The organism is Paenibacillus xylanexedens, assembly GCF_017874615.1.
Lineage (GTDB): Bacteria > Bacillota > Bacilli > Paenibacillales > Paenibacillaceae > Paenibacillus > Paenibacillus xylanexedens.
Genome location: NZ_JAGIKV010000003.1, coordinates 63,911 through 89,982 on the forward strand (window position 1 = coordinate 63,911; position 26,072 = coordinate 89,982).

Consider the following 26,072-nt stretch of genomic DNA (forward strand, 5'->3'; position numbering starts at 1 on the left):
TGTATATAAGGACAAACTGTTTAATTAAATTAGATAAATGGAAGTTCAGGAGGAGAAGGAGCATGCGAGAGGTTGATTGCATAATCGTAGGTGGAGGGCTCGCAGGGCTTCAGGCAGCCATTCAGCTTGGACGTTATTCGGCCCATCAGGTGTTGGTGATCGATGCGGGAGAGGGCAGATCGACGTTGTGTCGGACGTATCATAATATTCTTGGGTTCCCCGATGGGGTGTCCGGTGAAGAACTCCGTGACCGAGGCAGGTTGCAGGCAGAACGAACCGGTGTATCTTTTGAGAAAGACCGTATCGTTAAAGCGGGCCGTCAGGGTGAGAAGATTCAATTATTCGGTACTTCCGGATCTGAATATAGGAGTAAAACCGTGCTACTAGCAACAGGGCTCTCGGATAGAGTTCCGGACATTCCGGGATTAACCCCTACGCTTGGCCGAACGGTCTATGTCTGCCCTGATTGCGACGGCTATGAGATCCAGGATCAACGTACAGTTCTGTTGGGATCTGGTGAAGCAGGTGCCAATATGGCGATGATTTTAATTCAACGTACGAATGATCTGTTATATATCAATCATGAGCAGGCGCCCATATCTGCAGAGCTTCATCGCAGCATGAAAGAGGCGGGCGTTCGTTATCTGGAAGCAGCGGTTCAGGAAGTACAGCAGATCGAGGACGGCCATATCACTGGTGTTCTGACCGAAGATGGACAGATTTTTGAGTCGGAGCGTGGATTTATCGCATTTGGAGGCAACCGGGTACACTATGAACTGGCGGAGCAACTTGGAGCTGTAATCGCAGATAATAAACATGTGGAAGCCGATCCGCGCAGCTTGCAGGCAGCGACTAATGTGTGGATTGCCGGGGATCTGGGCCTGCACGCAGAACAAGCAACCGTTGCGATGGGTGAAGGTTCCATTGCCGCGATCTGGATTCATAAGGCGTTACAGCAGATGACCAAGGATTCACGATGAATTTCACCTCCAACTATGAGGTTGATTATTCCATTGTTCATTACCAAAAAAGTCCTCCCAAGCCATGCATGTGGCAGGAGGACTTTTTGAGCTATCTTTTGCTAGGGAGAAAAGGATTACGCTTGTTTATCCGATGAATCCGTTGACTTGGAAGAAGAACTCTTGTCCTTCGAGTTATGTGAGAAATCTTTGCGAATGTTGTCCACGATATCACCAACCACGCCTTCGATCATATCGGTTGGTCCGGGATTATTTTTGTCTGGATGGATAACGGTATTCACTCCTGGTTCAAGTTCATCGTTTGTCTTCTCATGTTTGGTTTTATCACGCATGGGAAATCCCTCCTGGTTCGATATTGTATAAGGTGTTCATTAACATATCCAAACACCGTTACGTATATGTAAACGATTAACCGCTGTAGTTCTTTTGAAACGTGTACTTGCTCATATATAGAAGATATATACAGAATTGAACGTACTGATTAAACTTCAGCAATACGTTTATATTATAGATAACCTGAGTATTAAGTTTAAAGCTTGAAACCAATAAACAACTATTATGGAGGAGGTTATTCAAATGAATGAAGAAAATCATGTAATCCATAAAGATGGCCGAGTATCAACTGACAAGGTGGACAATGCAATTGAGAAGATTGCGCCGGAAGAAAGAGAACAGATTTTACAGAACTTTGATGCGTTCAAAGAATACCTGGGTAAGCGAATTGCCATGGGAGAATCGATTGGACTAAGTGAGGAGCAGATGGCCAAAATTGCCGAGAAAGTAGCGGATTATCTGGCAGCTCGGGAGGAACCCCGTAATCGTGAAGAAAAACTGCTGCAGGAGCTGTGGAATGTTGGCAAGGAAGATGAACGTCACATGCTGGCTCATATGCTCGTTCGTTTGGCACAAAGCTCCACACCAAATCATTAAGATTAGCGTCTATGCGTAAGCATAAGAAATACTTTGAGCAGGTCTTCAAACCTGCCAAAAACCTGCCAAAAGCTGGAGCGTAACTCTGAACGTGTCTGGAGCAGGGCATAGAGCGGGGAGCGCTAACGAACCTGTGACGTCTTATTCAAGGGTTTGAAAGTCCCGCAGCAATCTAAGGAATCTGACACACGTTATATTGGTATAAACAGCCGTTAATAGCGTATTTTCAGGGGGGGGTGGCAAATAACGTGTCTCATGTTCCTTACAAAATAAAAGGGGCGCCAGATGGCCAAATAAGATGTCCTCGATTCTTTAGTTATCTGGACACAGACATCCTTCAACGTATCACTTGACTGAGTTTAAAAGACAGACCCTAGTAAATAACCTCTAAATGGCGATGCCTTCAGGGGTTATTGCCGTTTACGGAGACTACAGAAAGGAGTGATGACGCACATTGTAACTATTTTTAATCTGGCTGATACTTTTATAATCCCTGTTCCAAGTATGATAGGAAAAGAAAGAACGTTGGAATCGATAGTTCACATGAGCGTTTGAGAAGCAAGACTTCCGGTTAAGGAATAGTAACGTTCATATTAAGGAGAGATGTTACCTATGAAGAACGCGACAAAACAATGGAAACTAGGAATGATCGGTGCAGTTGTTGCTTTACTTGGTATGATTGTGCTGACTACATATTTACTTACCCCTGCGAATGCTCAAGGTAGTACGGACGCTCAACAACCTTCTGCGAAAGAAGCTCAAGTTGCAAACTCCGAGATGTTTACAGCCTATGTTGAAGGTATGCATATAGAAGACGGCAAATTGTTTATGACAGTAGACAAGATTGGCTGGTATCAGGGTGAAGAAGCCGATGCGATTTTTGCACAGCGTAATCCGGAAGCTGGTATAGACGGTGCTCCAGATGGTTACTATATTGTCAATGACAGCAAAGAGCAGGAGCAGGTTGAGGTAAGTGCCAATGCTGAAGTATTGATGCAGTTGTATGATCGGGATGGTACGATGCAGGGCGCAGACATTCAGTGGAATGAACCTGTGACATTATCCAAGTTCGAATCGTTGTATGAGAATACCCGTATTCTTGATCTGTCCGTATTCCCGTATCATCTGACGGTGCAGGACGGAAAAGTTACTAAAATTGTGCAACAATACATCCCATAAAATAAGATGAAATTCATCATCCAAGCATTCCTCCTGTTCATTGGAACGGTGAGGGATGCTTTTTGGTTATGACAAATTCATGAAAGCGATTGTAATTAATGGTAGGTACATGTATCATTATTGGAATGGCGTTTTTACATAGTTCAGGAGGAGCCTCATGCTTAAAGACATGATTGCATTAACTAAGCCCGGACTTCTAAGGTTAAATGTGTTTGCGGTGGCGGTAGGATTCTGGGTAGCTTCAAAATGGGATATCAACTGGTTATCTCTGCTCATGGTCGTGATTGGATCAACTTTGGTTATTGCTTCAGCTTGTGTTATCAACAATTATTGGGATCGTGAATTGGACCAAAAGATGGAGCGCACCAAAAAAAGGATGGATTACATTAACCATCTGAAGCCAGGGTTTGTACTTGGCTATGGCATTATCCTTGGTGTTGTGGGACTAGCAGTACTGTATCTCCTGGTGAATCCGTTATCAGGGTGGATGGCACTGCTTGGATGGTTCGCTTACATTGTGATTTACACGATGTGGTTGAAACGCAGTTCAACGTGGAGCACGTCGCTGGGTGGAATTGCCGGAGCGATGCCGCCTGTCATCGGTTATACGTCTGTAACCAATGAAATTGATGCAGGTGCCTGGTTGCTGTTTGCACTATTATTCTTGTGGCAACCACCACACTTCTGGTCATTGGGTATTCGCCGGGTAGAGGAGTATCGTGCTGCTGGCTTCCCGTTGTTGCCAGTGGTTAAAGGGGTGAAGCGCACCAAGTTTCAGATGATTCCTTATGTTTTTCTGCTGCTTCCTGCTGTATTCCTGTTGTATTATTACGACTACGTAGGTCTGGTATTTCTGATTGTATCTCTGGTCGGTGGACTGATCTGGTTCGTGCATACACTTAGCGGACTGAAGACACAGGATGATGAGAAATGGGCAAAAGTGAACTTTCTGATCTCGGTGAACTATCTGATGCTCGTCTTTATTGTTATGGTAGCGAATACGGTATGGTCATAATTAGACGATGAACAGAAATTTTCAGAGAGATTTCAGCTTAAACTAGCTGGCTGCATCGAATGAAAAAGCACACGATGGAATAGCGTTTGGACAACCTTGAGTTGTTACAACATATTCTCCAGTGTGTTTTTTTGGTATAATAAAACAATTGAATCATATAAGTGGAATTTATAATGCAAGATGGGAAGTGACAGCATGAGTAATTTGGAACAGGCCGTGGGATGGAGACAAGAAGGCAAGGTGCAGGAAGCGATTGAACTACTGCAAGAGATTACAGTCCAGGAACCCGAGAATGCCAATGTCTGGTATCAGCTGGCTTGGGCACATGATTCGCTTGGATTGGAGCGGGAAGCTGTTCCGCATTATGAGAAGGCACTGAGTCTTGGACTTTCTGGCGAGGACAGGGCAGGTGCAATACTCGGACTAGGCAGTACATATCGAACGCTTGGACAGTATGAGCAGGCAAAGGCTTGGTTTGAAACGGGCTTGACAGAATTCCCGGCGTACCGGGAATTTGAAGTTTTTTATGCCATGGTGCTCTACAATCTGGGTGAACATGCAGAAGCGATGCAACGACTGCTCGTGCAACTTGCGGACACATCAAGTGACAAGAGAATCAATGACTATAACAGAGCAATCCGTTACTACGCAGATCAGCTCGATCGGGTGTGGGAATAGATCGAAAACACAGAAAAGGGAGAGATGGATGAATGAACTCCAATCAAGATCTGAAACAGGTAAATGAAAGGTTGGATCAAATTGAGCAGAAGCTGGATAGCCTGGGACATAACCAGCAGAACAAACGCTCACCTGGCATGCGCTTCCTAATTGGTTTTGGCATCACGATTGCTGTTATATTTGTACTGCTGCTGACCCTCGGTGTTATACAATTTGTGAGTAACGTGAGTAACGGATAGAAAAAGTCGATCATGGCTACAGGTAGTGAGTTCTCCAAAGTTACATAGCCTGGCCGAGCCACTGTTGCACCTCTTCAATGAACCGCCGCGTAGCGGGCGATAGATTGCCCAAAGACGGGCAGGCCATGCCAATCGTACGATAAGGATCTCCAGTGAGTGGCACGAGCGCGAGTGAATCGGTATGATTTTGAAGAACCATTTCCGGAAGCAGGCTGATGCCGAGTCCATTACGGACCATCGCCATGATGGCTTGATCTTCGGCTACTTCATAGACGACATTAAGCTTGGCCGCATGCTGCCGGATCAGTCGTTCAATCTCGTTATCTCCGCCCCACTTGGGCAGAATAAAGGGTTGCTCCAACAGAATATCAAACGAAACAGACTCCTCTGAGGCGAGAGGATGATCCAGAGGCAGGATACACATCATCCTGTCTTTTTGCAATGGGATCGTCTCAAAAGGTGATGAATCGCCGAGGGACAGAAATCCGAGATCGATGGCACCTCCAGCCAACCAGCCCTCAATCTCAGCATAATCGCCCTCCCACAGCTTGATCTCAATTCCGGGATGACGCAGACGAAATTGTTTCAGGATGCCCGGCAACCATTGTGTGGAGACACTTGCGAAGGTACCAATACGCACCGTACCAATCTCCGCGCCGCGAATGAGGGAGATTTCCTGGTTCATCAGTTCCGTCCAGCGCAGAATCTCACGTGTGTATCCCAGAATGCGTTCCCCTTCAGCGGTAACCCGCACACCGGAGCGGCTGCGATGGAGCAGGGAAAAACCACATTCTGTCTCCAGACTGGCGATGGCATGGCTGACTGCGGATTGGGTGATGTTCAACGCTTCTGCCGCTTTGGTGAGACTGCCATATTCCACAACGGTATTCAATATTTCGTATTTGATCAGTGACATGAATGGTTCCGTTCCTTCCCATTTTTGATGCATGAATTTATTTCATATAATCCATTATAAATATTCATTTTTATAATGCAAAGAGATCGTTTATACTTGCCAAGGCGAGTTAGTTTGACGCACGATCACACAGATCAGAATACATAGAATGAAGGTTGAAGCAAGATGAATGGTGTACAGGTTAATCAAGGTCAGACAACAAGAAGAGCGGACATACAGATGCTGCTCGCAACGGTTATATGGGGATCTTCCTATCTGTTTATGAAATCGGGTCTGGAGTCCATGCAAGAATTGAATCTGGTCGCATTTCGTTTTGGAATTGCCTTTATTGCGGCAGGACTTCTTTTTCATCGGCGGTTGTTTAACATGGATCGCAGAACACTTGTGGCAGGCGCTATTATGGGGACAGCTTTATTCGCTGCATTTGTGTTCATCACCTATGGTGTGCAACGAACCACGACATCCCAAGCGGGATTCCTAATAAGTTTGGCCGTTATTTTTGTACCGATCCTGACGACGATCCAGCATCGTCGTATGCCGGATAAACGATTGACACTCAGTATCCTGGTTGCCGTTACCGGGCTTGGCTTGCTGACGCTTCAGCATCAGCTTAGTCTGCACACGGGGGATATTCTCTGCATACTAGCAGCACTTGTGTATGCCATCTATATAATGATTGCTGGCAAGTTCACACCGAAGCATGATCCACTAACATTGGGGACAGTTCAATTGGGTGTTGCAGCGGTGTGGGGAATTGCAGCTACATTTATGCTAGAAACGCCACGTATGCCCGATACGGCTGAATCCTGGGCAGCCATTCTTGGCTTAGGTGTTTTGTGTAGCGGCTTGGGGTACATTCTGCAGACACTCGCGCAGCGCCATGCCTCTCCCACAAGAACAAGTCTGATTTTTTCACTCGAACCACTGTTTGCGGCAGCCTTTGCATTTACCTTTCAAGGGGAATCGCTAACGTTGCAAGGATATGCAGGAGCAGCTTTGATGTTGGTTGGTGTTCTGATCACAGAGATCAAACTTCCACAGCCAATCTTCTGGCGCAGAAAACGCTCGGTTTTACAGTCGGAACTCGGCGATCAGGGAGCACCAGGCGTATAATTGGCGGACAAAGGGTCCTTTCGTCATCTTCTATGGAAGGTGGGGAGAGGGCCTTTTTTGGTTATGTCGCACACCTTGTGAAACAGATAAACAACTACCTAACAAAAACAGAATAACATAACCTTGTTTTGTTGATTTTTGTTTTTTATGCTACACTGAATGGAAAATTAGGAAAAACGGGTGAGTAGGATGGCCAAAAGAGTAACGATGCAGCAAATTGCGGATGCTGCGGGGGTGTCCAAATTCGCAGTCTCCCGTGCGCTGACAGGCAAGCCTGGTGTGAGTGAGCATACACGCGAGATGATTGTTAGAACGGCGGGGCAGCTTGGGTATTTCAGAACTGAGCCTAAGCGTTATCCGGGGGAGACACAGATATCAACGGAGATGAAGCCAGAAGCGGAGCGACAAGGCACCATATTGATTTTGTTTCCCAACATTCGTTCTCAGAATCGAGCTTCCTTATACTGGGGGCCTGTGTTTGATGGCATTTCTGAGAGGTTGAATGAGAAGGGGATGGATATTTTAACGCTGACAGAACCCTCTTCAGATCGGATGTTCTCGGTCCTTAATCCCGAAGCAATCAGCGGAGTCATAACCGTGGGCACCATCTCGACATCGGTATTGCTGGAGATTTACAGACTGCGTATTCCGCTTGTCATGGTAGATCATGAAGACCCTGCCATATACGCAGACTCGGTTTTTACGGACAATATGAAATGTATGAAAGAACTGGTTCTCATGCTCGTTGGTAAAGGGTATAGAAGGTTCCAGTTTGCCGGACAACTGCCCGATGCAGCAAGTTTTAGAGAACGCTGGCTTGGATATCGTATGGTGCTGGAAGAGAAACAGTTGGAAGGGGAACAACAAGAAGGCTTGCTGGGACCCGAGTATGATCAGATCCGGAGATCCATTGCTGAAATGGAGCTGGAGGATATCCCTGAAGTTATCGTGTGTGCAAATGACCATACAGCTGTTATTGTCATTCAGGCACTCCAAAGTCGAGGCATTCAGGTGCCCGAACGTTGTGCCGTAACCGGATTTGACAATACGCAGACGGATGAACCCATTCTTGCTTCGGTACATATTAACAAAGAGAATCTGGGAACGAGAGCAGTAGATCAGCTATTGTGGCGGATCAAACACCTGGATGAACCTTATGAACGCAAGCTGATCTATTCGGAATTAATTATTCGTGATGAATATAACGCCAGTATACTGTAATGGGATATGAATTTACGGGCTCATTTTAACAATGATCATACGGGTAAATGAAATCAGGTGAAAGACATGGAGAGGTTAGAGCTTCATGTCTTTTTGTTATGCAGAGATTGTTTAACAAATTAAATCACAAAACAGATTGACTATAAGAAGCATATCGTGTTAATTTTGTTTTGTAAGTTATTTGTTTTTATAATAACAAAACCTAACAAAATAATATTTACCAACTCTAACAACAATGGAGGCTGTCATGAGCACAATACAATCACATGTTTTTCAGAATTGGACGTTCAAGGCTTGCGAAGATCAAGAGTGGATGCCGGCTCAGGTGCCCGGCTGTGTGCATACAGATTTGCTGAAGCTGGGTAAGATTCCAGATCCTTTTTATGGAACAAACGAGAAGGAAGTACAATGGATTGATAAGATAGATTGGGAATATCAGACGGAATTTGACGTTGCCGAAACGTTGTTCTCGCAGGAACATCTGGAACTGGTGTTTGATGGTCTGGATACATATGCTGATGTGTATGTGAATGAGGTGCATGTGTTATCAGCAGATAATATGTTCCGGGTATGGAAGGCAGATGTAAAGTCTGTATTGAAGGGGAACGGCAACATTCTTCGAATACGTTTTCGGTCGCCAATTCAGGAAGATCTGCCTAAGCTTGAGAAGCTCGGATATGCATTACCTGCATCGAATGATCAGTCCGATGTTGGCGGACTTGGCGACAAGAGAGTAAGTATTTTTGCACGTAAAGCCCCGTATCACTATGGTTGGGACTGGGGTCCGCGTTTTGTAACCAGTGGGATCTGGCGTGAAGCACGTCTTGAAGGTTGGACACAGGTACGAATCAATGATGTGTATATCCAGCAAAATGAAGTAAGCGCTACCTCAGCTTCATTAACTGCTGTTGTGGAAGTCGAGACATCACAAGCGGTAGATACGATTATTCGTATCGGCGCAGATGGACAGAGATGGGAAAGATCCGTATCACTACAACCCGGAACTCAGACTGTGGAGATTCCAATCTCTATTGATGAACCGAAACTGTGGTGGAGCCGTGGACTTGGTGATCCGCATATGTACAACTTCCTTACCGAAGTGCTTCAAGGTGAGCGAGCTGTGGCTGAATCTACAGTGAAGACTGGGCTTCGTTCCATTCGGCTGGTACGTGACAAAGATGAAGCAGGAGCATCCTTTTACTTTGAACTAAATGGTGTTGCGGTCTTTGCCAAAGGGGCCAATCACATTCCAAATGATAGCTTCATCACTGAAATTACTCATGAACGTTATCGTCATGAGATCGTATCCGCAGCCGAGTCTAATATGAATATGCTACGCGTGTGGGGTGGCGGAATCTATGAGCAGGAAGTGTTCTACGAACTGTGTGATGAATACGGAATCCTGGTATGGCAAGACTTCATGTTTGCATGCAGCATGTATCCAGGAGATGAAGCGTTCCTGAACAGTGTGAGACATGAGGCGATTGATAATGTGAAACGTCTGCGCAACCATCCAAGTATTGCACTCTGGTGTGGGAATAACGAGATTGATTCGGCTTGGGCTCACTATGTTGAGAATGGTGGCTGGGGTTGGAAAAAGGAATTTACTGCCGAGCAGCGTGAGAGCATCTGGGCCGATTACGAAGCCATCTTCCATGATTTGCTGCCAGAAGTGGTTGAAGCGTATTCGCCAGGTGTGGATTACTGGCCTTCCTCACCACTGGTATCACTGACAGGGGATGAGACGCAACATGCGCACCCATCTACAGCTGAAGGGGATATCCACTACTGGGGCGTGTGGCACAATGTAGAACCGTTCGAGAACTACAACGTGCATGTGGGTCGTTTCATGAGTGAATACGGATTCCAGTCTTTCCCGGAGTACAAGTCAGTACGCACTTACGCGGAAGAAGAAGATCTGGCTCTGGAGTCGGAAGTCATGCTGGCTCATCAAAAGAATGGAGCAGGCAATCGTCTGATCAAACAGTACATGGATATGTACATGCATGAATCGAAGGACTTCCCATCGTTCCTGTATATGAGCCAGGTGCTTCAAGCGGAAGCGATGAAGACAGCCATTGAAGCGCACCGTCGCCGCAAACCATTCTGCATGGGCACACTTTACTGGCAAATGAATGACTGTTGGCCGGTGGCTTCATGGGCAGGTATGGACTACCTTGGTCGCTGGAAAGCATTGCAATATTATGCGAAACGCAGCTTCAGCGATGTGTTGGTATCGGTAGATGGAACAAAAGAAGATACAACAGATATATATATCATCTCGGATCAATTACAACCTGTTAAAGGGCAGTTACAGATTCGTTTGCTCGGGTTCGATGGAACGGTGCATCGTGATGAAACACATGACGTGACCTTGGCACCTAATACAGGTGATCGAGTGCTGTCATTACGTAACGTGGAATGGCTTGAAGGTCATGATACAGCTAACACGCTGCTGCGCCTGGATCTGAAACAGGAAGGTGCTGCGAATATCGTACAGGAACACTATTTTGTACCGTCCAAAGACCTTGCTCTGCAGCCTGCAAACATCAATGTAAGCGGAGGAGCGGATGAGAACGGCGTTCATCTGGTACTGGAAAGTGACGTGCTTGCTAAACAGGTATGGCTATCTTCGGATGTGGAGGGTGTCTTCTCAGATAACTTCTTCGACTTGATTCCTGGCATTCCGGTGAAGGTGCAGTTCACTTCCAGAGAGGGATTGCAGTCTAATGATGTGATATCAAATCCGGGACCGATCGAGGTTCGATCCATGATTGATTTTATTCGTTTGACCTAGAAGAAACGGTTGGAGTCTCTCATAAGAGAGAATTCAACCGTTTTTTTATTGAAAACTGACCTCATTTATATATCGTAATGGTTTCGTAATACTTCGCTTAGAGAATCGTAAGCTGTCTTGCTTATTGTAATCCATGTAAGTAATAAACGAATGGAGAGTGATAAGAATGATGAAAACAAATAAGAGCAAAAAAGCGATGGTAGCAGCGGTATTGATGATGTCTATGGCCTTTTCTGGATTGGCAAGTGCTGCAGATATGAAAACGATTAAAAAGGATGGCATGGATCTTGTTCAATTGAGACAGGCGGCGAAAATGTATGATTACAGCATTATGTGGGACAGCAAGGACAGATCTGTAACTTTGATGTATATGGGCAAAATGGACGACCAGATGATGAAAGACGACAAAATGATGGAAGATGACATGATGATGAAAGACGACAAAATGATGGAAGACGACATGAAGATGAAAGATGACAAGATGATGAAAGACGACAAAATGATGAAAGATGACATGATGATGGAAGAAACGATGATGCCTGCGGGGAAAACGATTAAATTGTGGATTGGATCGAAAAAAATTATGGTAGACGGTATGCAAGTTAACTTGAAATCGATGCCTGTCATCCATGAAGGGAATTCGTATGCGGCTGAGTCTGTAATTAAACAATACATGATGCCCGCCATGGGAATGAAGTAATTTAAGGGCTAAGCATCGCCATCACCATATGATATGATTGGCTCAAATGTATTTTCTGGAATATGGGGTGGGTTCGTTTGAATGAATGTGTACTTGTTGCTGATGATGATACAAATATTACGGACGTTTGTCGCAGGTATCTGGAACGGGAAGGTTATCTTGTCGTGACGGCTAAGGACGGTTTGGAGGCTATTGAGCTGTGGCACAGCCAAACGCCAAGCTTGATTGTGCTCGACCTGATGATGCCACATAAGAATGGCTGGGAAGTTTGCAACGAGATTCGGCAAACTGAGGATGTACCCATTGTAATGCTGACGGCCCGTGGTGAGGAACAGGACCGTCTGATGGGACTGACGATGGGGGCGGATGATTATCTGACCAAACCATTCAGTCCAAGAGAACTCGTTTTGCGTGTGAAGGCAATCCTGCGGAGAATGCGAACTGCGCAGGCATCACCTGTAACAACATCTGAATATACGATCAATTATGAAGGGCTTACCATTGATTTTACCAAGCGTGAAGTGCACATCAGCGGGCAGGCCATTGAATTGACCGTTACAGAGTTTGAGATGTTGTATTTGCTGGCAAGTCACCCGGGTCAGGTGTTCTCCCGTAACCAGATGTTAAGCAAGATTTGGGATTTTAGCTATGAGGGAGATACAACAACGGTGACTGTACATGTTCGGAGATTACGAGAGAAGATCGAACAGAATCCTTCTGATCCAAAATATATTAAAACAGTTTGGGGTATAGGCTACAAGTTTGCGGGTGGCAGTTCATGAAACTTCGCACATACTTGGTGTTGTCCAGTCTCACAGGCATTGGCGTATTATTAATTTGTTTGTTCATCAGTTATTCCAAAATGCTGCTTACGATCGAACAATTGTATTGGTTATCGGCTATAACGGCAGGGGTAGGCTTACTTTCGTTTATTCTTCAATATTTGCTGACTAAGCCATTAGAGAAATCAATTGCGCGAATTACACAGCAGACGATACGAATTGCCGAAGGGGATTTCCATACGGAAGTCCCTCTCATCGGTACGCAGGAATTTAAGCTCCTGGCACAGCAATTTAATGAAATGAGTTCCAAGCTGAAGGAAAGCTTTGATCATCTGCATCACTCAGAAACTGCCAGACGAGAGTTGATCGCCAATGTTTCCCATGATTTACGGACTCCCTTGGCATCCATTCAGTCATTCGTCGAAGCGTTGGAGGATGATGTCATTAAGGATAAAGAAACCTTTCAACGTTACCTGAACACGATACGACTTGAAACGAAGCGTTTGGGAGGGCTTATTCAAGATTTGTTCGAATTATCCAGCCTGGAAGCGCAAGGGGAGGTATTTGACCCTCAGCCTTGTCACGTTGATGAGTTGCTGCTCAGTACGTTGGAGAGTTTTTCGTTTCATCTCGCCGAGAAAACGCTGAACGTTGAAATCGATTTGCCCGATAAATTACCAGCCGCGGTCATGATGCCTGCACAAATGAAGCGGGTCCTTTCCAATTTGCTGCAAAATGCCATTCAATACTCTCCTATTGAAGGAAAAATCATTCTGGCTGCCGAAGAGAAGGGGCCGTTTATACGAATTTCAGTTACGGATGAAGGGGAAGGCATTGAAGCTGAGGAAACTTCGCGTATATTTGAACGTTTTTATCGAATTGACAAATCACGTAGCAAGAGTAATGGTGGGGCCGGGCTTGGCCTTGCCATCGCTCAATCGATTGTGGAACTCCATGGTGGCGAGATCGGGGTTCAGAGTACAAAAGGAGAAGGAAGCTGCTTCTGGTTCACGCTTCCGATCTACGTCAGTCGTTAACCTTGGTTAATTAAGCGTAGTATTTATTCAGGTGGTGAATGACTTGACCAGTGATTTAGTATTCCTTTTCGGCGTTTTTGGTGCAGGATTGTTATCGTTTTTTGCGCCATGTATTCTGCCGCTGATCCCGGTATACGTGTCTTATCTGTCCGGAAGCATGGTCAACGGTACGAATCAGCAGCAGTCCGACACCCATTCGGTTCGGTTGCGGTCCACACTTGTTTTGCGGACTTTTTTATTTGTTCTTGGGCTGTCCCTGGTATTTGTTTTACTCGGTTTTGGTTCCGGCATCGTTGGTAATTTGATCTCAAGTCCTGTGTTTATTGCGATCTGCGGAGCCATCGTGGTGCTTTTTGGGATTTATCAAACCGGGTTGATCCGACTATCCTGGCTGGAACGGGAGAGAAAGCTGTCAAACGATCATGCCAGACGAGGAGGGTATGTCGGAGCGTTCCTGCTGGGTCTGACGTTTAGTTTTGGCTGGACGCCTTGTATCGGGCCTGTGCTGGCGGCCATTCTGGGTATCGCCGCAGGAGAAGGCTCTCCACTGTATGGCGGGTTTCTCATGTTCCTGTATACCCTTGGGTTAGCGATTCCTTTTCTGATTCTGTCCGTTTTTTCGGAATATGTTATGAAGCGGATACGTCGTTTATACAGGTACATGGGTGTCATCAAAATAACTTCCGGCTGTATTCTTATTGTCATGGGACTATTGTTAATGACAGACCGACTAAACAGCTTGGTGACCTGGTTTCAATAATCATTGGAGGAATTTGGTATGAAGATGGTACGGAAATGGATGGTATCTGTAATCGTATTTGCTGGAGTCCTGTCGATCTTGAGCGCATGTGGATCACAGCAAACTGAATCAAAACAAACGGGGTCATCATCAACATCCGATATGAGTTCGTCAACCATGATGAACAAGGGAGAGACGGCTCCTGAATTTTCATTGCGTGATCTGAAAGGAAACACGGTTGGACTTTCTGATGTTCAAGGTAAGAAAGTGTATGTGAAATACTGGGCTTCCTGGTGTTCCATCTGCCTTGCGGGTTTGGAAGACCTGAACAATCTGGCTGGTCAAAACAATGATTTTCAAGTCATTACGATTGTGACGCCAGACTACAAAGGAGAGAAATCCTCCCAAGCGTTTACCAAATGGTTTGAACAACAGCCATATGATAACATAACTGTTCTTTTGGATGAGAAAGGTGTATGGGCCAAGGAATTTGGCGTAAGAGCATATCCTAGTTCCTTTTATATTGGCTCTGATGGTATTTTAACGAAATCGCAGCCAGGGCATGCATCCAATGAACAGATCATGGAATCATTACAAGAGATTTTGTGAGAAAGGAGGAAGTGTCATGAAAAGGACGCTGATGGGCCTGTGCCTCCTTGTTATAGCGATAGTTGTGTCTGCTTGTGGAAACAGGGCTGAGAGCCATTCAGCTTCATCTTCGATATCCACTCAACCTGTCAAGGCATCGAGTGTCTCCGAGGAAAACCTGAGTAACCTGTACTTGGCAGGAGGCTGTTTCTGGGGTGTGGAGGCATATATGGCTCGTATTCCGGGGGTTCAGGATGTGACTTCCGGTTATGCCAACGGTGAAGGAGAGAATCCAACCTATGAGGATGTTATTCGCGGGGAGCAGGGGTTTGCGGAGACTGTTCATGTAAAATATGATCCGCAGCAAGTATCTTTGCAGAAATTGCTGGAATCTTATTTTCGAGTTATTGATCCTACGAGCTTGAATAAGCAGGGCAATGATCGTGGCATTCAGTATCGGACTGGAATATATTATACGTTGCCTGAAGATGTCAAAATTATCGAGCAGGCTGTAGAGGCAGAGCAAGAAAAATATGACCAACCCATTGTAACGGAAGTAATGCCTCTGCAGAATTATTATTTGGCGGAGGAGTACCATCAGGATTATTTGGAAAAAAATCCGAACGGATATTGTCACATTGATATGACTGTCCTGGATGACCTGGAGATTGGAATTGATCCCGCTCAATATCCACGTCCAACAGATGAACAATTAAAGGAACGATTAACAGACGAACAGTATGCGGTCACGGTAAACAATGATACGGAGCATGCGTTCAGTAACGAATACTGGGATAATGAGGAGCCCGGTCTGTATGTGGATATTGCAACGGGAGAGCCGTTATTCACCAGCCGGGATAAGTACGATTCCGGTTGCGGGTGGCCGAGTTTTACAAAGCCGATTGTACCTGAGGTTGTTACCTATACAACGGATACGAGCTTTGGGATGGAACGCACGGAGGTACGAAGCCGGGCAGGTGACATCCACCTCGGTCATGTGTTCGATGATGGTCCCGAAGATCGCGGCGGCAAACGTTACTGTATTAACAGTGCATCGATCCGGTTTATTCCGTTAGACAAGATGGAGGAAGAACGGTACGGGTATTTATTGTCATTTGTCGAGTAGAGAAGGGCAGCTGACTTTATCAAACGGTAATAAGGCCATAATTTTAGAACGGTTGAGATCTCTCTATGAGGGATTTCGACCGTTTTTTATTTCTCGGCATCTAACAAAAACGGAGGTAGGCTTCTAAGATGGTTCCATCATTGTTATAATTGATAATCATTATCAATTATAGGTAGATTTTTAGTCACAATGCTAAGGTATTGTGTGTGTTTGATCGCTTAGGAAAGGGAGTTCATATGGGAATTCAGAATGACATCAAGCTGTGGGATCAGGTACAGGTTCGCGTGCTTGATGTGCGTCTTATATCACTCGCAACACACGAGTTCATACGCAATTATGTGTTACCGACCAGTGCATTTGTGTATGTTCAAGGCAGGGGGCAGGTCTGGCTGGATGAAGAGGTATGGACGACAAGCCAGTTCTTGCTGCTGCATGGAGGAAAAGGAAGACGTCTGACACTTGAAGCGACAGGGGTTATGGAGGTACATCTGATTTTGTACAAATCAACCTTGCCCTCCAACGTGCTTGTGGAGTACCGAATGATGTTGAACCAGCGTAATCCGTTTGAAGAGTCCTGGGCGACAGTGCCTGATCATACACTTGAGCTACGTGAGCTTGTGCGGAATATACATGAATGCTGGTCAGGGCAGGAGCGAGTGGGCAAAATTCAGGTCAAAGTGTATTTTTTTCAACTGGTACAGCTTGTATTGTTACAGCGGAGTCGCATATTTAACGAAGTTCAACAGCCTTCGCTTACCGATCAGGTTTTGCGATATATCAAAGCTCATTACCGGGAATCGATCTCACTTGATTCGCTTGCCCAGTCCTTGAGTTACAGTCCGCAATATTTATCACGCAAATTCAAGGAACAGACGGGATGTACACCGACAGAATATGTGATTCGGTTACGAATGGGTGAGGCAAGGAGTCTGCTTGCGTCTACAGAAGCTTCATTACAGGAGATTGCTGCGTATGTGGGTTATATGGACCCGTTTTATTTCAATCGTATATTCAAAAAAGAGACTGGTATCACACCGGGACAATATCGATTGAAGCAGCAGGGAAACTCGAAATTAGTTTCAAAAAGTACATTAAATGCAACAAATGAATCCATTGTAACAGGAGGAGAGGAACGTTATCCTTTAATTGATGATGATAATCATTATCAATATACGAGAGATGAGGAAATCAACATGTTTAACCATTTTAAATCAGCGATTATGTCGCTTGCGCTTGTACTCACATTGAGTGCTTGTGGAACAGCCCAGCAGGGGGCAGAAACATCCGAAGTTGCGGCTGAACCAGAACAACCGGCAGTCGTGGAAACCCAAATGGTAAATACGACCTTTGGTGAGGTAGAGATTCCTGCACATCCGGAGCGAGTTGCTGCCATAGATTATCTGGGAACGGTGCTTGCTCTTGGTGTCAAACCGATTGGTGGAGGCCAATTTCTGATGAACAGCCCTTATCTCGAAGGCCACTTGGATGGTCTTGAAACCATAGGAGATTCCGTTGAACAATTGATGGAGCTGGAACCTGATCTTATTATTACATTGAATCCGGACAAGGCGGCTTATGAGAAATATAGCAAGATTGCTCCAACCGTTTCGATCGCATCCATCACTTTTCCGACACTGAAGGACGAAGTAAACTATTTCGGTAAAGTCCTTGGCAAAGAAACGGAAGCAGAGAAGTGGCTGGCTGATTTTGATGAGGAGATTGCCAAAATCAAGCAGGAGGTGCAGAGTGTTGTTCCAGCTGATGCTACATTCTCCGTTATGCAGGAATATGATCGCCAAGTCTTCATTTTTGGCAATCAGTCGGGCCGGGGAGGGCGTAACATCTACGAATTGCTTGGTTTGCAAGCACCAAAGAACATTCCATCCGAGTTGATGCAGGGCGCCTATCATGAATTCTCTATAGAACTGCTCTCCAAATATGCCGGAGATTACATTGTGCTGACCAGCAAGTCTCAGTTGAAAGACCTTCAGGCAGATCCGATCTGGGGTTCATTACCTGCAATCAAAAATGGAAATGTGTACATATGGACGGAAGAACAATCCTGGTTCCGTGACCCTATCGCCTTGTTGAAACAGACACAGGATCTGGCTGAATGGATTATTGGACTTAATACACCGTCTAAATAAGGAACTTCAAAAAACCGTGCTACCCAGTTTGCTGAGCAGCACGGTTTTCATATTCGTATGTATGACTGAACAGTAGGAGGGGATTATCTGCCTGTACGGAGATGAAATAACAGTGTGGTGTGATTACCGTATAAGAGTTTATTCGCTCTTTTGTTCGTTCTGAATTTCTTGCAGATCCTCCAGTTGCAGTGTGAGGTCATTCTCGGGGTTTGCGCTCACAATGTCTTCTGACTGTGATTGTTGCTGACCTGGCTGATTCGACTTGGCGGCAGGTTTGATCACGTAGAGACTTTGAACGGAGTTGAGCAGGCTGGCAGGGGTGTCTTCATACGTTTCCAGGAAGAGTACATAGTCTTTGGTAGGAATCAGCTTGAGGTTGTCATCATTAATAATCTCGGTGTTGCCAAGTTGTCCGCCAAGTTGCTTCACTTCAAGTTTTTCCCCGGCAGTGTAACCGCCTTTATAGGATTCAGCGACCTGAATCGTGTGGATCGTATAGATTTTGTCAAAAGAAGCTGGCTCTCCGCCCGGATCGGACGCAGGGTTTAACTCGTTTTCATTGGCAGCATCAGTAACTTGTACAATATCGTTTAAAGCTTCCACACGAGTCTCAACAACACTACCTTTTACAATGGCATTTGCTCTCTCGGACAGGTCGCCAATGCTGCCATAACTCGGGTAATCTTCAGAAGCAATAATGGTCATGGGTGCATCGGATGGGGACGCGGTAGGTGTAACAGAAGAACATCCAGCAGCAGATAAAATGAAAATGGAAGAGAGAAGCAGCGTTAATACTCGATTTTTGTTCATGGACAGGAATCCTCCTTGGATTTTTGGGATAAGTTCGTAGCGGATTAGTACTTGGATTTTACGTTATTGATATCAAAAGTTTGGGGTTGGGTCATGGAATTGCGGTTACGGGAGTAAGACATAATGGAAGGACTGCTTGTTGTTGGATTGTCACCGAGCCAGATGGAGTGTCCGAGTTCGTGGACAAATACGCTTTGAATGAAGTTGGATAAGTTGGTTGCGTCAGGGGTGATCGTGGATGTATTGAGTTCAATGCGGAAGCTTACGACTTGACTGCCGGAGACGGAGGCGTAGTTGACACCATATGCTGTATTATTGAAGTTTCCTGCGGTGATGGTGTTTGGGGAGTTACTTGTTTTGGTGAATTTAACTTTGGCACCTGCATTGTTCCACTTGGTAAGGGAAGCGTCCATGGGAGTCTGCCATGCGGAGGCGTAATTATACGTACGAATGGGGATGGTGGTGCCGGCATAACCGTAGGTCAGAAAGGTTGCCGCATAGATGGTACTGCCAAACATCGCAATCGCTGAGAACAACATGATGCTCATTAAAAACTTCCTTTTCATACTTAAAACCTCCAATAAATGTATTTTATTCTCTATTATAGTAACAAGTAATATTGGAGTTGAAATGAGTCCGAGGTCGTTATTTTTGTCGTGAAAAACATGAAATATATCTTGATCCGACCCTAATGGTGTCAAAATAAGTCATTTTCTGTTCGATATGCATGCATAATTTCCCTGAAATAACAAACAATACGTTCAACTTCTCACAGGGAAAGGTAGTGCTTGAGCATGTGCAACCGTTTTTCATTGGCAGCCGATTTGGACGAAGTCAGAGATCATTTCAAGGTTCAACGAGTGATGTATTATTACAAAAACCGATACAATATCAGCCCAACCCAGCATACGCCGATTATTTTGCATCAGGATGGTGAGCGTGTATTGGATGAGTTCCGGTGGGGGTTCATTCCATTCTGGGGTCGTGATGCCGTTAACGCAAATCTCATGACGGTACATGAGAATCCTTCCTATTACAAACTGGTAGAGACCAAGCGCTGCGTCATTCCCTGCAATGGATTGTATTACTGGCGGCAAGAGGGCAAAAAAAGTTATGCAGTTCGTGTTGTCATGCCGGATCGCGGTCTGTTCGGAATTGCCGGGTTATACGAGGTGTGGAGAGATACACGGAAAGAGCCGCTTCGTACCTGCACGATGCTTATGACAGGCGCCAATATGGTTACACGCGAATTTGGCAGTAAAATGCCAGCCATTCTTTCCGAAGAAGAGATCAACACCTGGCTGGACCCGGCTAATACACGGGTGACTCAGTTGTTACCGCTATTGAAATCGTATAACAGTACAGAGATGAATCTGTATCCAGTCACCCCAATGGTCGCTAACGATGAACACGATTGTTACGAATGCGTAGAAGAGATGGATCAGAAGCTGGCTTACGTTCGGAGTTTCTGAGTATCTTTTGGATGATGTGAAGAAAATGAAGAGGGCTGAGAGTCTGGAGACACTCTGCTCTTTTTTTCCTTTCTGAAAATGAAAAGTTGCAATTGCAGCGAAACGTAACTATAATCATTACAGTAAGTGAACGCATATATTCATATATCTATTAAAAGAGATATTTAGTATCAGGAGGGAACCACGAATGAATCCAAAGTTTAACCAGATGTTTGAACAAGTTTCACTACCGACTGGCATTACACTGAAAAACCGAATCGTGCTCGCTCCCATGACTCATATGTCCTCGAATGCTGATGGTACAATATCCGACGCTGAACTTGCTTATTATGCACGTCGCACCGGTGGTGCGGGCATGTCAATTACGGCTGTAGGGCATGTAACAGAGACAGGCATTGGTTTCCCAGCTCAATTTGGTGTTTATGACGACCGCTTCATTCCTGGTCTGAAAAAATTGGCTGAGACCATTAAACAACAAGGCTCCGTAGCTGTATTGCAAATTTTCCATGCGGGCCGTCTGACGCCTGAACAAGCTGTACCTGCGGGTCAAGTGGTTGCTCCTAGTGCGGTTGCAAGTGAGCGTCCAGGATCTCCTGAACCCAGAGAATTGACGGATGCCGAGATTACTTCGATTATCAAAGACTTTGGTGAAGCGACACGTCGTGCAATCGAAGCCGGATTTGATGGTGTTGAGATTCACGGTGCTAATGGTTATCTGATTCAGCAATTCTTCTCCCCGCATTCCAACCGACGTGAAGATCGTTGGGGCGGAAGTGTAGAGAAACGTCTGACATTCCCACTTGCTGTAGTGGATGAGATTCAGAAAGTGGTTGCCGAACATACCAAACTGCCGTTCATCATTGGTTACCGTTTCTCTCCGGAAGAACCGGAAACACCGGGACTCACAATGGAAGATACGTACCTACTAGTGGATGCGCTGAAAGATAAAAACTTGGATTACCTTCATGTCTCTGTGAACGAGTTCTGGTCCAAGCCAAGACGTGGCGAAGCAGACACGCGTTCGAGAATGGAATTCATCCTGGATCGTGTGAACGGCAAATTGCCTGTGATCGGCGTAGGTTCGATTCATACGGCTGATCAGGCTGTAGAGGCGCTCCAAACGGGAGTACCTCTGCTAGCCATTGGACGTGAGCTGATTATAGAACCGGATTGGGTTGAGAAAATCGAGAGCGGACGGGAAGAAGATATTGAGACGATTCTGACCAAATCGGATCAGGAACGTCTGGTTATCCCTGACGGGTTGTGGAATGCAATCATCCACACACCGGGCTGGTTCCCTATGGCAGAAGATAAATAAGATACACTTCAGAACTGGAATGGAGGGGGCGAAAGCTCCCTCTTTTTGCACATGGTCCAAATTCTCCTTGTCATCGCTCTGTGGTATGATGGATGAACAGGATCAACTGGATAATCAACGGTTTGGAGTGAAGGAATATGCTCGTAGCTGAACGGTATGAGAAAATAGTGGAATGGGTGGATACGCAAGGTAGCATGCGTGTGACCGAACTTAGTGAGCGCTGCGGGGTGACGGAAGAGACGATTCGTCGTGATCTGGACAAGCTCGAACAGGCGGGCAGGCTCAGACGGTCCCATGGCGGGGCGGTCAGCGTGAAATATAAGGATGAGTTACAGTCGGAGATTCCATATCCGGAACGGGCTGTAGCCCATGCAGAAGAGAAGCGTAGAATTGCAAGCGAAGCGGTGAAAATGGTGGAATCCGGCGACCGGATCGCCCTGGATGCAAGTACAACGGCGTGGTATATGGCGGCAGGATTGCCAAACATTCCACTGACGGTATTAACCAACTCGATTAAGGTCGCCGCAGAGCTGAGTAACAAGGAGCAGATTCGTGTGATTGCCACAGGTGGGCAACTGGCTTCGAAGTCACTGTCTTTTGTAGGACCGCTGGCGGAACGTTCGCTTGATGCCTATCATGTGGATAAAGTATTTCTGTCTTGCAAAGGAGTGCATCTGACCAAAGGCATCAGTGAATCCAATGAATTACAGGCCTTGGTGAAGCAGAAAATGATTCATATTGCGGATGAGGTCATTTTACTTGCAGATTCCAGCAAATTTAACATACAGGCGTTTACCAGAGTTGCTGAGATGAGCAGTGTGGGGAAAGTGATTACAGATCAGGGTGTAGACGAAGAGCACGTTAGCGCATTGATTGAGCAGAATATTACGTGTATACGTGTGTAAACAAGAAAGGAATGAATGTCATGAAACATCCTTTTCATCTGAAAGCGGTATGGAATGGTGGGCGTAACAGTGAGGGAACAATCGATGCAGGTGGATTAAAAACGGTCATATCGATTCCGCAGGAGATGGGCGGACCCGGTACGGGAACCAACCCGGACGAGATGCTGCTGGGTGCAGCCTCCACTTGTTACCTGATCACGCTGGCAGCGATGCTGGAGCGTTCGGACATTACGCCGGATGAATTAACGCTTGAATCGGAAGCAACGGTAGATGTTACGAATAACGTATTTACGTACGAACGGATCGTACATAGACCCCGGATTGTACTCAGCCAAGATGCCTCTGAGGCGGATCTGACCAAGGCTGAGCGCCTGGCGCATAAGGCTGAATCCTCCTGCATGATCTCCCGAGCGGTGGCAGGTAATGTCCAGATGGAGACACAGCCGGTCGTTGTTACTACAGGTGCTAACGCGGTGTGATATACTGAAGAATAGACGATTCAAGTTGTCATTTGTGTAAAATAAGGAGTAATTCGGTATGAACACACAGAAGCGCAAGACTAACCGCTGGGTACGTTTAACACGTGCTATGAAGCTGAATTTTCTCAAATTGTTACGTGCTCCCGGAGGTGCCCATAAAGTATCTACCGGATTTGCCATAGGGTTCGGACTGGAACTGATCGTGATCTCGACCGCTTCCCTGATATATCTCGTATTTTATCCGATTGTGCGACTGTCTGGGGGTTCGATGCCAGCAGCGATTGTTGGCAATGTGATCGGGAAACTTACGTTTTTACCTATTATTCTGATGCCGCTCGCCAAACAAATTGGCTCATGGATATTGCCTGCTCACAGCATGGGACAGGGACTGGTACATGAGAGTGCATTCATGGAGCTATTTCGTGGGAACTGGGCGGCCGTGAGTGAATTGTTGCTTGGTGGACTGGATATTCTGGCAGGCATGTCTGTGTTCGGTGTCATTCTGGGTGTGATTTCGTACTTTGTCGTAAAATTCTTCTACGTCAGAGCGCTCAACCGGCGTTATGAACGCCGGCTGGAGAAACGCCGACAAGCGGATATCGCTTCGGTATCACCTCCGGTATTAATCAGGAAGCCATCACAATCATAATGGGCAGCATCAACATGGATGCAGCGGTGGTCCACAGAATGCAGCGGGATACAAACTGCGGAGAAGCATTGAACTGTTCAGCCAAAATAACGGCGTTCACTGCGGTCGGCATCGATGCGAGGATCAGCAGCACACTGAACAACGTACCTTCGACCTGAAGAGCGGTCAGTATCAGCCAGGACAAGATTGGCGCAGCTGCGAGACGGACTACAAGCCCGGTCCAGAAAGCTCGGCGTACATTGGGCAGCCAAGGCACCATTGCACCTTTGGGTCTGAGCATCTGTGCTCCCAGAATGGCGAGAACAACAGGCGAGTAGCCCGCAGCCAGCATGGAGATCCCTCCATCCAGCGCGTCAGGCAGGCTAAGATTGGACGCGCGCAGTGCAATGGCGATACCAGCAGCATAGATGGATGGCATGCGGAAAACGGACAAAATCGCTTCTTTCACCGTGAATTCGGATCGCGCGGCAAAAAAGATACCTACCGTATTAACAATGATCATCTGTCCAATGACGTAGACGGAAGCCTTGTCGAGCCCAAGCTGACCAAAGGCAAGCAGTACAAGCGGGAGCCCGTAATTCACGCAGTTTGTAAACGTGGAGACGAGGGTGAGACCCGCTTTTTCGCTTGCACCCAGACGGAACACCCGGCTTAACAGCTCGGCGAGGGCCCACAGAGCAATTAGATTAATAATAGAGAACCAGAACGTGCTGGTAACGTCGGTCCAGGTAATCTCTGCATGCAGCAATGTATTGAAGATGAGCGCAGGGCTCAAAATATAAAGGGAAAAGGTCGAGAGCGACCGGGTATCCCAATTCTTGAAGCGTTTTAACAAAATACCTCCAATCACGGGAAGTGATATCGGCAGGAATACATGGTATAACGTGAGTAAAAATGAGTGAAGCAATGCAATTCAGTCCCTTCTGGATGAAAAACCTATCTTATCATAGCAGAAGATGCATCCCATATGAATGGATTTCAGTATGATGATGTGTAGTAATCGCCTTGCTTAACTAAGGATTTCCCTGATGGGCAGCGACAGCGGATTGCTATTTTGATATGGCAGATTTATTATAGAAGAGGTGCAACAAGATTACATACACATAGAGGAGGAAACTGTAATGAGTGAATCAAAACGCTTGCTCGTACTGGCTGGCTCTTACGCTGAAGCGGAAAATGAGGGCATTTATGCATATGAATTGAATGAGGATACAGGCAGCTTGTCCAAGCTTGACGGCATCGCTGGTGTGAAAAACCCAACGTTTGTCAACGTGGATGCTGAAGGAAACAAACTGTATGCGATTGGTGAAACAGCGTCAGCTGAAGGCAACAAAATGTCTGAAGCGGTAGCTCTGAGCATTGATCCTTCTACAGGAAAATTAACGTTGCTGAACCGGAATGACTCCATTTCAGCTCCACCATGTCATATTCAGCGTGATCCTTCCGGCAAATACTTGATCCTGTCCAGCTACCACGGTGGCCTGGTAGGTCTGCAAGCCTTGACGGATAACGGTGAAGTTGGAGCGCTTCTGGACGAGAAGAAACATAAAGGACAAGGTGCGCATCCTGAACGTCAGGACAAGCCACATGTTCACTCCGCATTCTTCAGCCCAGATGGTAAATACATGATGGTACAGGATCTGGGCGCAGATAACATCGCGATCTATTCCATTGATGCAGACAAAAATGAACTTGTGCTGCACAGTGAAACCAAAACACATCCGGGAGCAGGCCCACGTCACTTGGCGTTCCACCCGAATGGTCAATTCGCTTATGTCATCAATGAAGTGGATTCTTCCATTACTTCGTTCCAATATGATGCAGCAGCGGGCACGTTGACTGAATTGTCTACAGTATCCACACTACCTGATGGATATGATGGCAAAGAGAATACAACAGCAGAAATCACAGTTTCCAATGATGGACGTTATGTATATGGTTCTAACCGTGGACATGACAGTATCGTTGTATTTGCAGTAGATGCAGACAAAGGTCACCTGACACTGGTTGAGCATGTATCTGCAGAAGGTGAGCACCCGCGTCACTTTGCGCTGACACCTAACGGCAAACTGTTGATCGCAGCTAACCGCGATACGAACAACCTTGTGACATTCACGGTAGATCAGGAGAGCGGACGTCTGAAATACACTGGTCACAGCACAGGTGTATCCAAGCCGGTATGCGTGAAACCAGTATATCTGTAAGACTTACATCACACGGTAAAGCACGAATTTTGTAAGACCCTCCTGAAT

The 26,072-nt window shown here is 46.0% G+C and carries 27 protein-coding genes; 22 read left to right on the forward strand and 5 right to left on the reverse strand.

Annotated elements, in window-relative coordinates:
* Nucleotides 1–62 precede the first annotated feature (62 nt).
* Nucleotides 63–980: an NAD(P)/FAD-dependent oxidoreductase gene (locus J2Z28_RS04775; RefSeq protein ID WP_211081410.1), complete on the forward strand. Its 918-nt coding sequence runs from the start codon at nt 63–65 to the stop codon at nt 978–980.
* 116 nt (nt 981–1,096) lie between these two features.
* Here the strand turns inward: J2Z28_RS04775 and J2Z28_RS04780 are convergent, their stop codons facing one another.
* The gene (locus J2Z28_RS04780; RefSeq protein WP_036670540.1) at nt 1,097–1,312 is read right to left on the reverse strand and encodes a hypothetical protein; all 216 of its coding nucleotides are present in this window, start codon (nt 1,310–1,312) and stop codon (nt 1,097–1,099) included.
* A 244-nt stretch (nt 1,313–1,556) separates the two neighbouring features.
* Here J2Z28_RS04780 and J2Z28_RS04785 point away from each other — a divergent pair, with 244 nt between their 5' ends.
* The 5 genes from J2Z28_RS04785 (at nt 1,557) to J2Z28_RS04805 (ending at nt 5,021) form a co-directional block, all read left to right on the forward strand.
* Nucleotides 1,557–1,910, forward strand: a complete 354-nt coding sequence (locus J2Z28_RS04785; RefSeq protein WP_211081411.1) for a DUF3243 domain-containing protein — start codon at nt 1,557–1,559, stop codon at nt 1,908–1,910.
* Nucleotides 1,911–2,522: 612 nt separating this feature from the next.
* The gene (locus J2Z28_RS04790; RefSeq protein ID WP_036609022.1) at nt 2,523–3,089 is read left to right on the forward strand and encodes a hypothetical protein; all 567 of its coding nucleotides are present in this window, start codon (nt 2,523–2,525) and stop codon (nt 3,087–3,089) included.
* 157 nt (nt 3,090–3,246) lie between these two features.
* Nucleotides 3,247–4,104 (forward strand): heme o synthase, encoded by an 858-nt coding sequence (cyoE, locus tag J2Z28_RS04795; RefSeq protein WP_047842615.1) that lies wholly within the window; start codon nt 3,247–3,249, stop codon nt 4,102–4,104.
* Between the two features lie 195 nt (nt 4,105–4,299).
* Nucleotides 4,300–4,782, forward strand: coding sequence for a tetratricopeptide repeat protein (locus tag J2Z28_RS04800; RefSeq protein ID WP_211081412.1), 483 nt, complete (start codon nt 4,300–4,302; stop codon nt 4,780–4,782).
* 32 nt (nt 4,783–4,814) lie between these two features.
* Nucleotides 4,815–5,021: a hypothetical protein gene (locus J2Z28_RS04805; protein ID WP_211081413.1), complete on the forward strand. Its 207-nt coding sequence runs from the start codon at nt 4,815–4,817 to the stop codon at nt 5,019–5,021.
* 40 nt (nt 5,022–5,061) lie between these two features.
* Here the strand turns inward: J2Z28_RS04805 and J2Z28_RS04810 are convergent, their stop codons facing one another.
* Entirely contained in the window at nt 5,062–5,937 is an 876-nt protein-coding gene (locus J2Z28_RS04810; RefSeq protein ID WP_211081414.1) for a LysR family transcriptional regulator, read from the reverse strand.
* 165 nt (nt 5,938–6,102) lie between these two features.
* Here J2Z28_RS04810 and J2Z28_RS04815 point away from each other — a divergent pair, with 165 nt between their 5' ends.
* The 10 genes from J2Z28_RS04815 (at nt 6,103) to J2Z28_RS04860 (ending at nt 18,187) form a co-directional block, all read left to right on the forward strand.
* Nucleotides 6,103–7,050 carry a DMT family transporter gene (locus tag J2Z28_RS04815; RefSeq protein ID WP_211081415.1) on the forward strand — a complete coding sequence of 316 codons (948 nt, stop codon included), beginning with the start codon at nt 6,103–6,105 and terminating at the stop codon, nt 7,048–7,050.
* Nucleotides 7,051–7,239: 189 nt separating this feature from the next.
* Complete coding sequence (locus J2Z28_RS04820) at nt 7,240–8,271, forward strand: LacI family DNA-binding transcriptional regulator (RefSeq protein ID WP_211081416.1); 1,032 nt, start codon at nt 7,240–7,242, stop codon at nt 8,269–8,271.
* Nucleotides 8,272–8,518: 247 nt separating this feature from the next.
* Entirely contained in the window at nt 8,519–11,068 is a 2,550-nt protein-coding gene (locus J2Z28_RS04825; protein ID WP_211081417.1) for a beta-mannosidase, read from the forward strand.
* Between the two features lie 166 nt (nt 11,069–11,234).
* Nucleotides 11,235–11,768 (forward strand): hypothetical protein, encoded by a 534-nt coding sequence (locus tag J2Z28_RS04830; RefSeq protein ID WP_211081418.1) that lies wholly within the window; start codon nt 11,235–11,237, stop codon nt 11,766–11,768.
* 77 nt (nt 11,769–11,845) lie between these two features.
* Nucleotides 11,846–12,550, forward strand: coding sequence for a response regulator transcription factor (locus tag J2Z28_RS04835; protein WP_074094715.1), 705 nt, complete (start codon nt 11,846–11,848; stop codon nt 12,548–12,550).
* Entirely contained in the window at nt 12,547–13,587 is a 1,041-nt protein-coding gene (locus tag J2Z28_RS04840) for a sensor histidine kinase (RefSeq protein ID WP_017688949.1), read from the forward strand. Before J2Z28_RS04835 ends, J2Z28_RS04840 begins: the two co-directional genes overlap by 4 nt.
* Nucleotides 13,588–13,621: 34 nt before the next feature.
* On the forward strand, nt 13,622–14,347 hold the full coding sequence (locus tag J2Z28_RS04845; RefSeq protein ID WP_342357477.1) for a cytochrome c biogenesis CcdA family protein: 726 nt from the start codon (nt 13,622–13,624) through the stop codon (nt 14,345–14,347).
* Nucleotides 14,348–14,365: 18 nt separating this feature from the next.
* On the forward strand, nt 14,366–14,935 hold the full coding sequence (locus tag J2Z28_RS04850) for a redoxin family protein (RefSeq protein ID WP_211081420.1): 570 nt from the start codon (nt 14,366–14,368) through the stop codon (nt 14,933–14,935).
* Nucleotides 14,936–14,951: 16 nt separating this feature from the next.
* A complete protein-coding gene (msrB, locus tag J2Z28_RS04855; protein ID WP_211081421.1) occupies nt 14,952–16,040 on the forward strand; it encodes a peptide-methionine (R)-S-oxide reductase MsrB in 1,089 nt (362 codons plus the stop codon).
* A gap of 236 nt (nt 16,041–16,276) precedes the next feature.
* Nucleotides 16,277–18,187 carry an AraC family transcriptional regulator gene (locus J2Z28_RS04860; RefSeq protein WP_211081422.1) on the forward strand — a complete coding sequence of 637 codons (1,911 nt, stop codon included), beginning with the start codon at nt 16,277–16,279 and terminating at the stop codon, nt 18,185–18,187.
* 138 nt (nt 18,188–18,325) lie between these two features.
* Here the strand turns inward: J2Z28_RS04860 and J2Z28_RS04865 are convergent, their stop codons facing one another.
* Together J2Z28_RS04865 and J2Z28_RS04870 are read right to left on the reverse strand one after the other, a co-directional pair.
* Entirely contained in the window at nt 18,326–18,997 is a 672-nt protein-coding gene (locus J2Z28_RS04865) for a hypothetical protein (protein ID WP_211081423.1), read from the reverse strand.
* 44 nt (nt 18,998–19,041) lie between these two features.
* On the reverse strand, nt 19,042–19,563 hold the full coding sequence (locus J2Z28_RS04870; RefSeq protein ID WP_211081424.1) for a zinc metalloprotease: 522 nt from the start codon (nt 19,561–19,563) through the stop codon (nt 19,042–19,044).
* A gap of 228 nt (nt 19,564–19,791) precedes the next feature.
* Between J2Z28_RS04870 and J2Z28_RS04875 the strand changes: the two genes are divergently transcribed.
* From J2Z28_RS04875 to J2Z28_RS04895, 5 genes are all read left to right on the forward strand, one after another.
* Entirely contained in the window at nt 19,792–20,469 is a 678-nt protein-coding gene (locus J2Z28_RS04875; RefSeq protein WP_211081425.1) for an SOS response-associated peptidase, read from the forward strand.
* A gap of 187 nt (nt 20,470–20,656) precedes the next feature.
* A complete protein-coding gene (locus J2Z28_RS04880; RefSeq protein WP_211081426.1) occupies nt 20,657–21,787 on the forward strand; it encodes an NADH-dependent flavin oxidoreductase in 1,131 nt (376 codons plus the stop codon).
* A 137-nt stretch (nt 21,788–21,924) separates the two neighbouring features.
* Nucleotides 21,925–22,692: a DeoR/GlpR family DNA-binding transcription regulator gene (locus J2Z28_RS04885; protein WP_036608860.1), complete on the forward strand. Its 768-nt coding sequence runs from the start codon at nt 21,925–21,927 to the stop codon at nt 22,690–22,692.
* Nucleotides 22,693–22,712: 20 nt separating this feature from the next.
* Nucleotides 22,713–23,171: an OsmC family protein gene (locus J2Z28_RS04890; protein ID WP_211081427.1), complete on the forward strand. Its 459-nt coding sequence runs from the start codon at nt 22,713–22,715 to the stop codon at nt 23,169–23,171.
* 58 nt (nt 23,172–23,229) lie between these two features.
* Nucleotides 23,230–23,820 carry a DUF2062 domain-containing protein gene (locus J2Z28_RS04895; RefSeq protein ID WP_211081428.1) on the forward strand — a complete coding sequence of 197 codons (591 nt, stop codon included), beginning with the start codon at nt 23,230–23,232 and terminating at the stop codon, nt 23,818–23,820.
* On the opposite strand, the gene J2Z28_RS04900 is transcribed toward J2Z28_RS04895, so the two are convergent.
* Complete coding sequence (locus tag J2Z28_RS04900) at nt 23,798–24,727, reverse strand: AEC family transporter (protein WP_211081429.1); 930 nt, start codon at nt 24,725–24,727, stop codon at nt 23,798–23,800. The two genes, J2Z28_RS04895 and J2Z28_RS04900, sit on opposite strands and share 23 nt — an antisense overlap.
* Before the next feature lie 214 nt (nt 24,728–24,941).
* On the opposite strand from J2Z28_RS04900, the gene J2Z28_RS04905 reads away from it, so the two are divergent.
* The gene (locus tag J2Z28_RS04905; protein WP_211081430.1) at nt 24,942–26,024 is read left to right on the forward strand and encodes a lactonase family protein; all 1,083 of its coding nucleotides are present in this window, start codon (nt 24,942–24,944) and stop codon (nt 26,022–26,024) included.
* Nucleotides 26,025–26,072 lie beyond the last annotated feature (48 nt).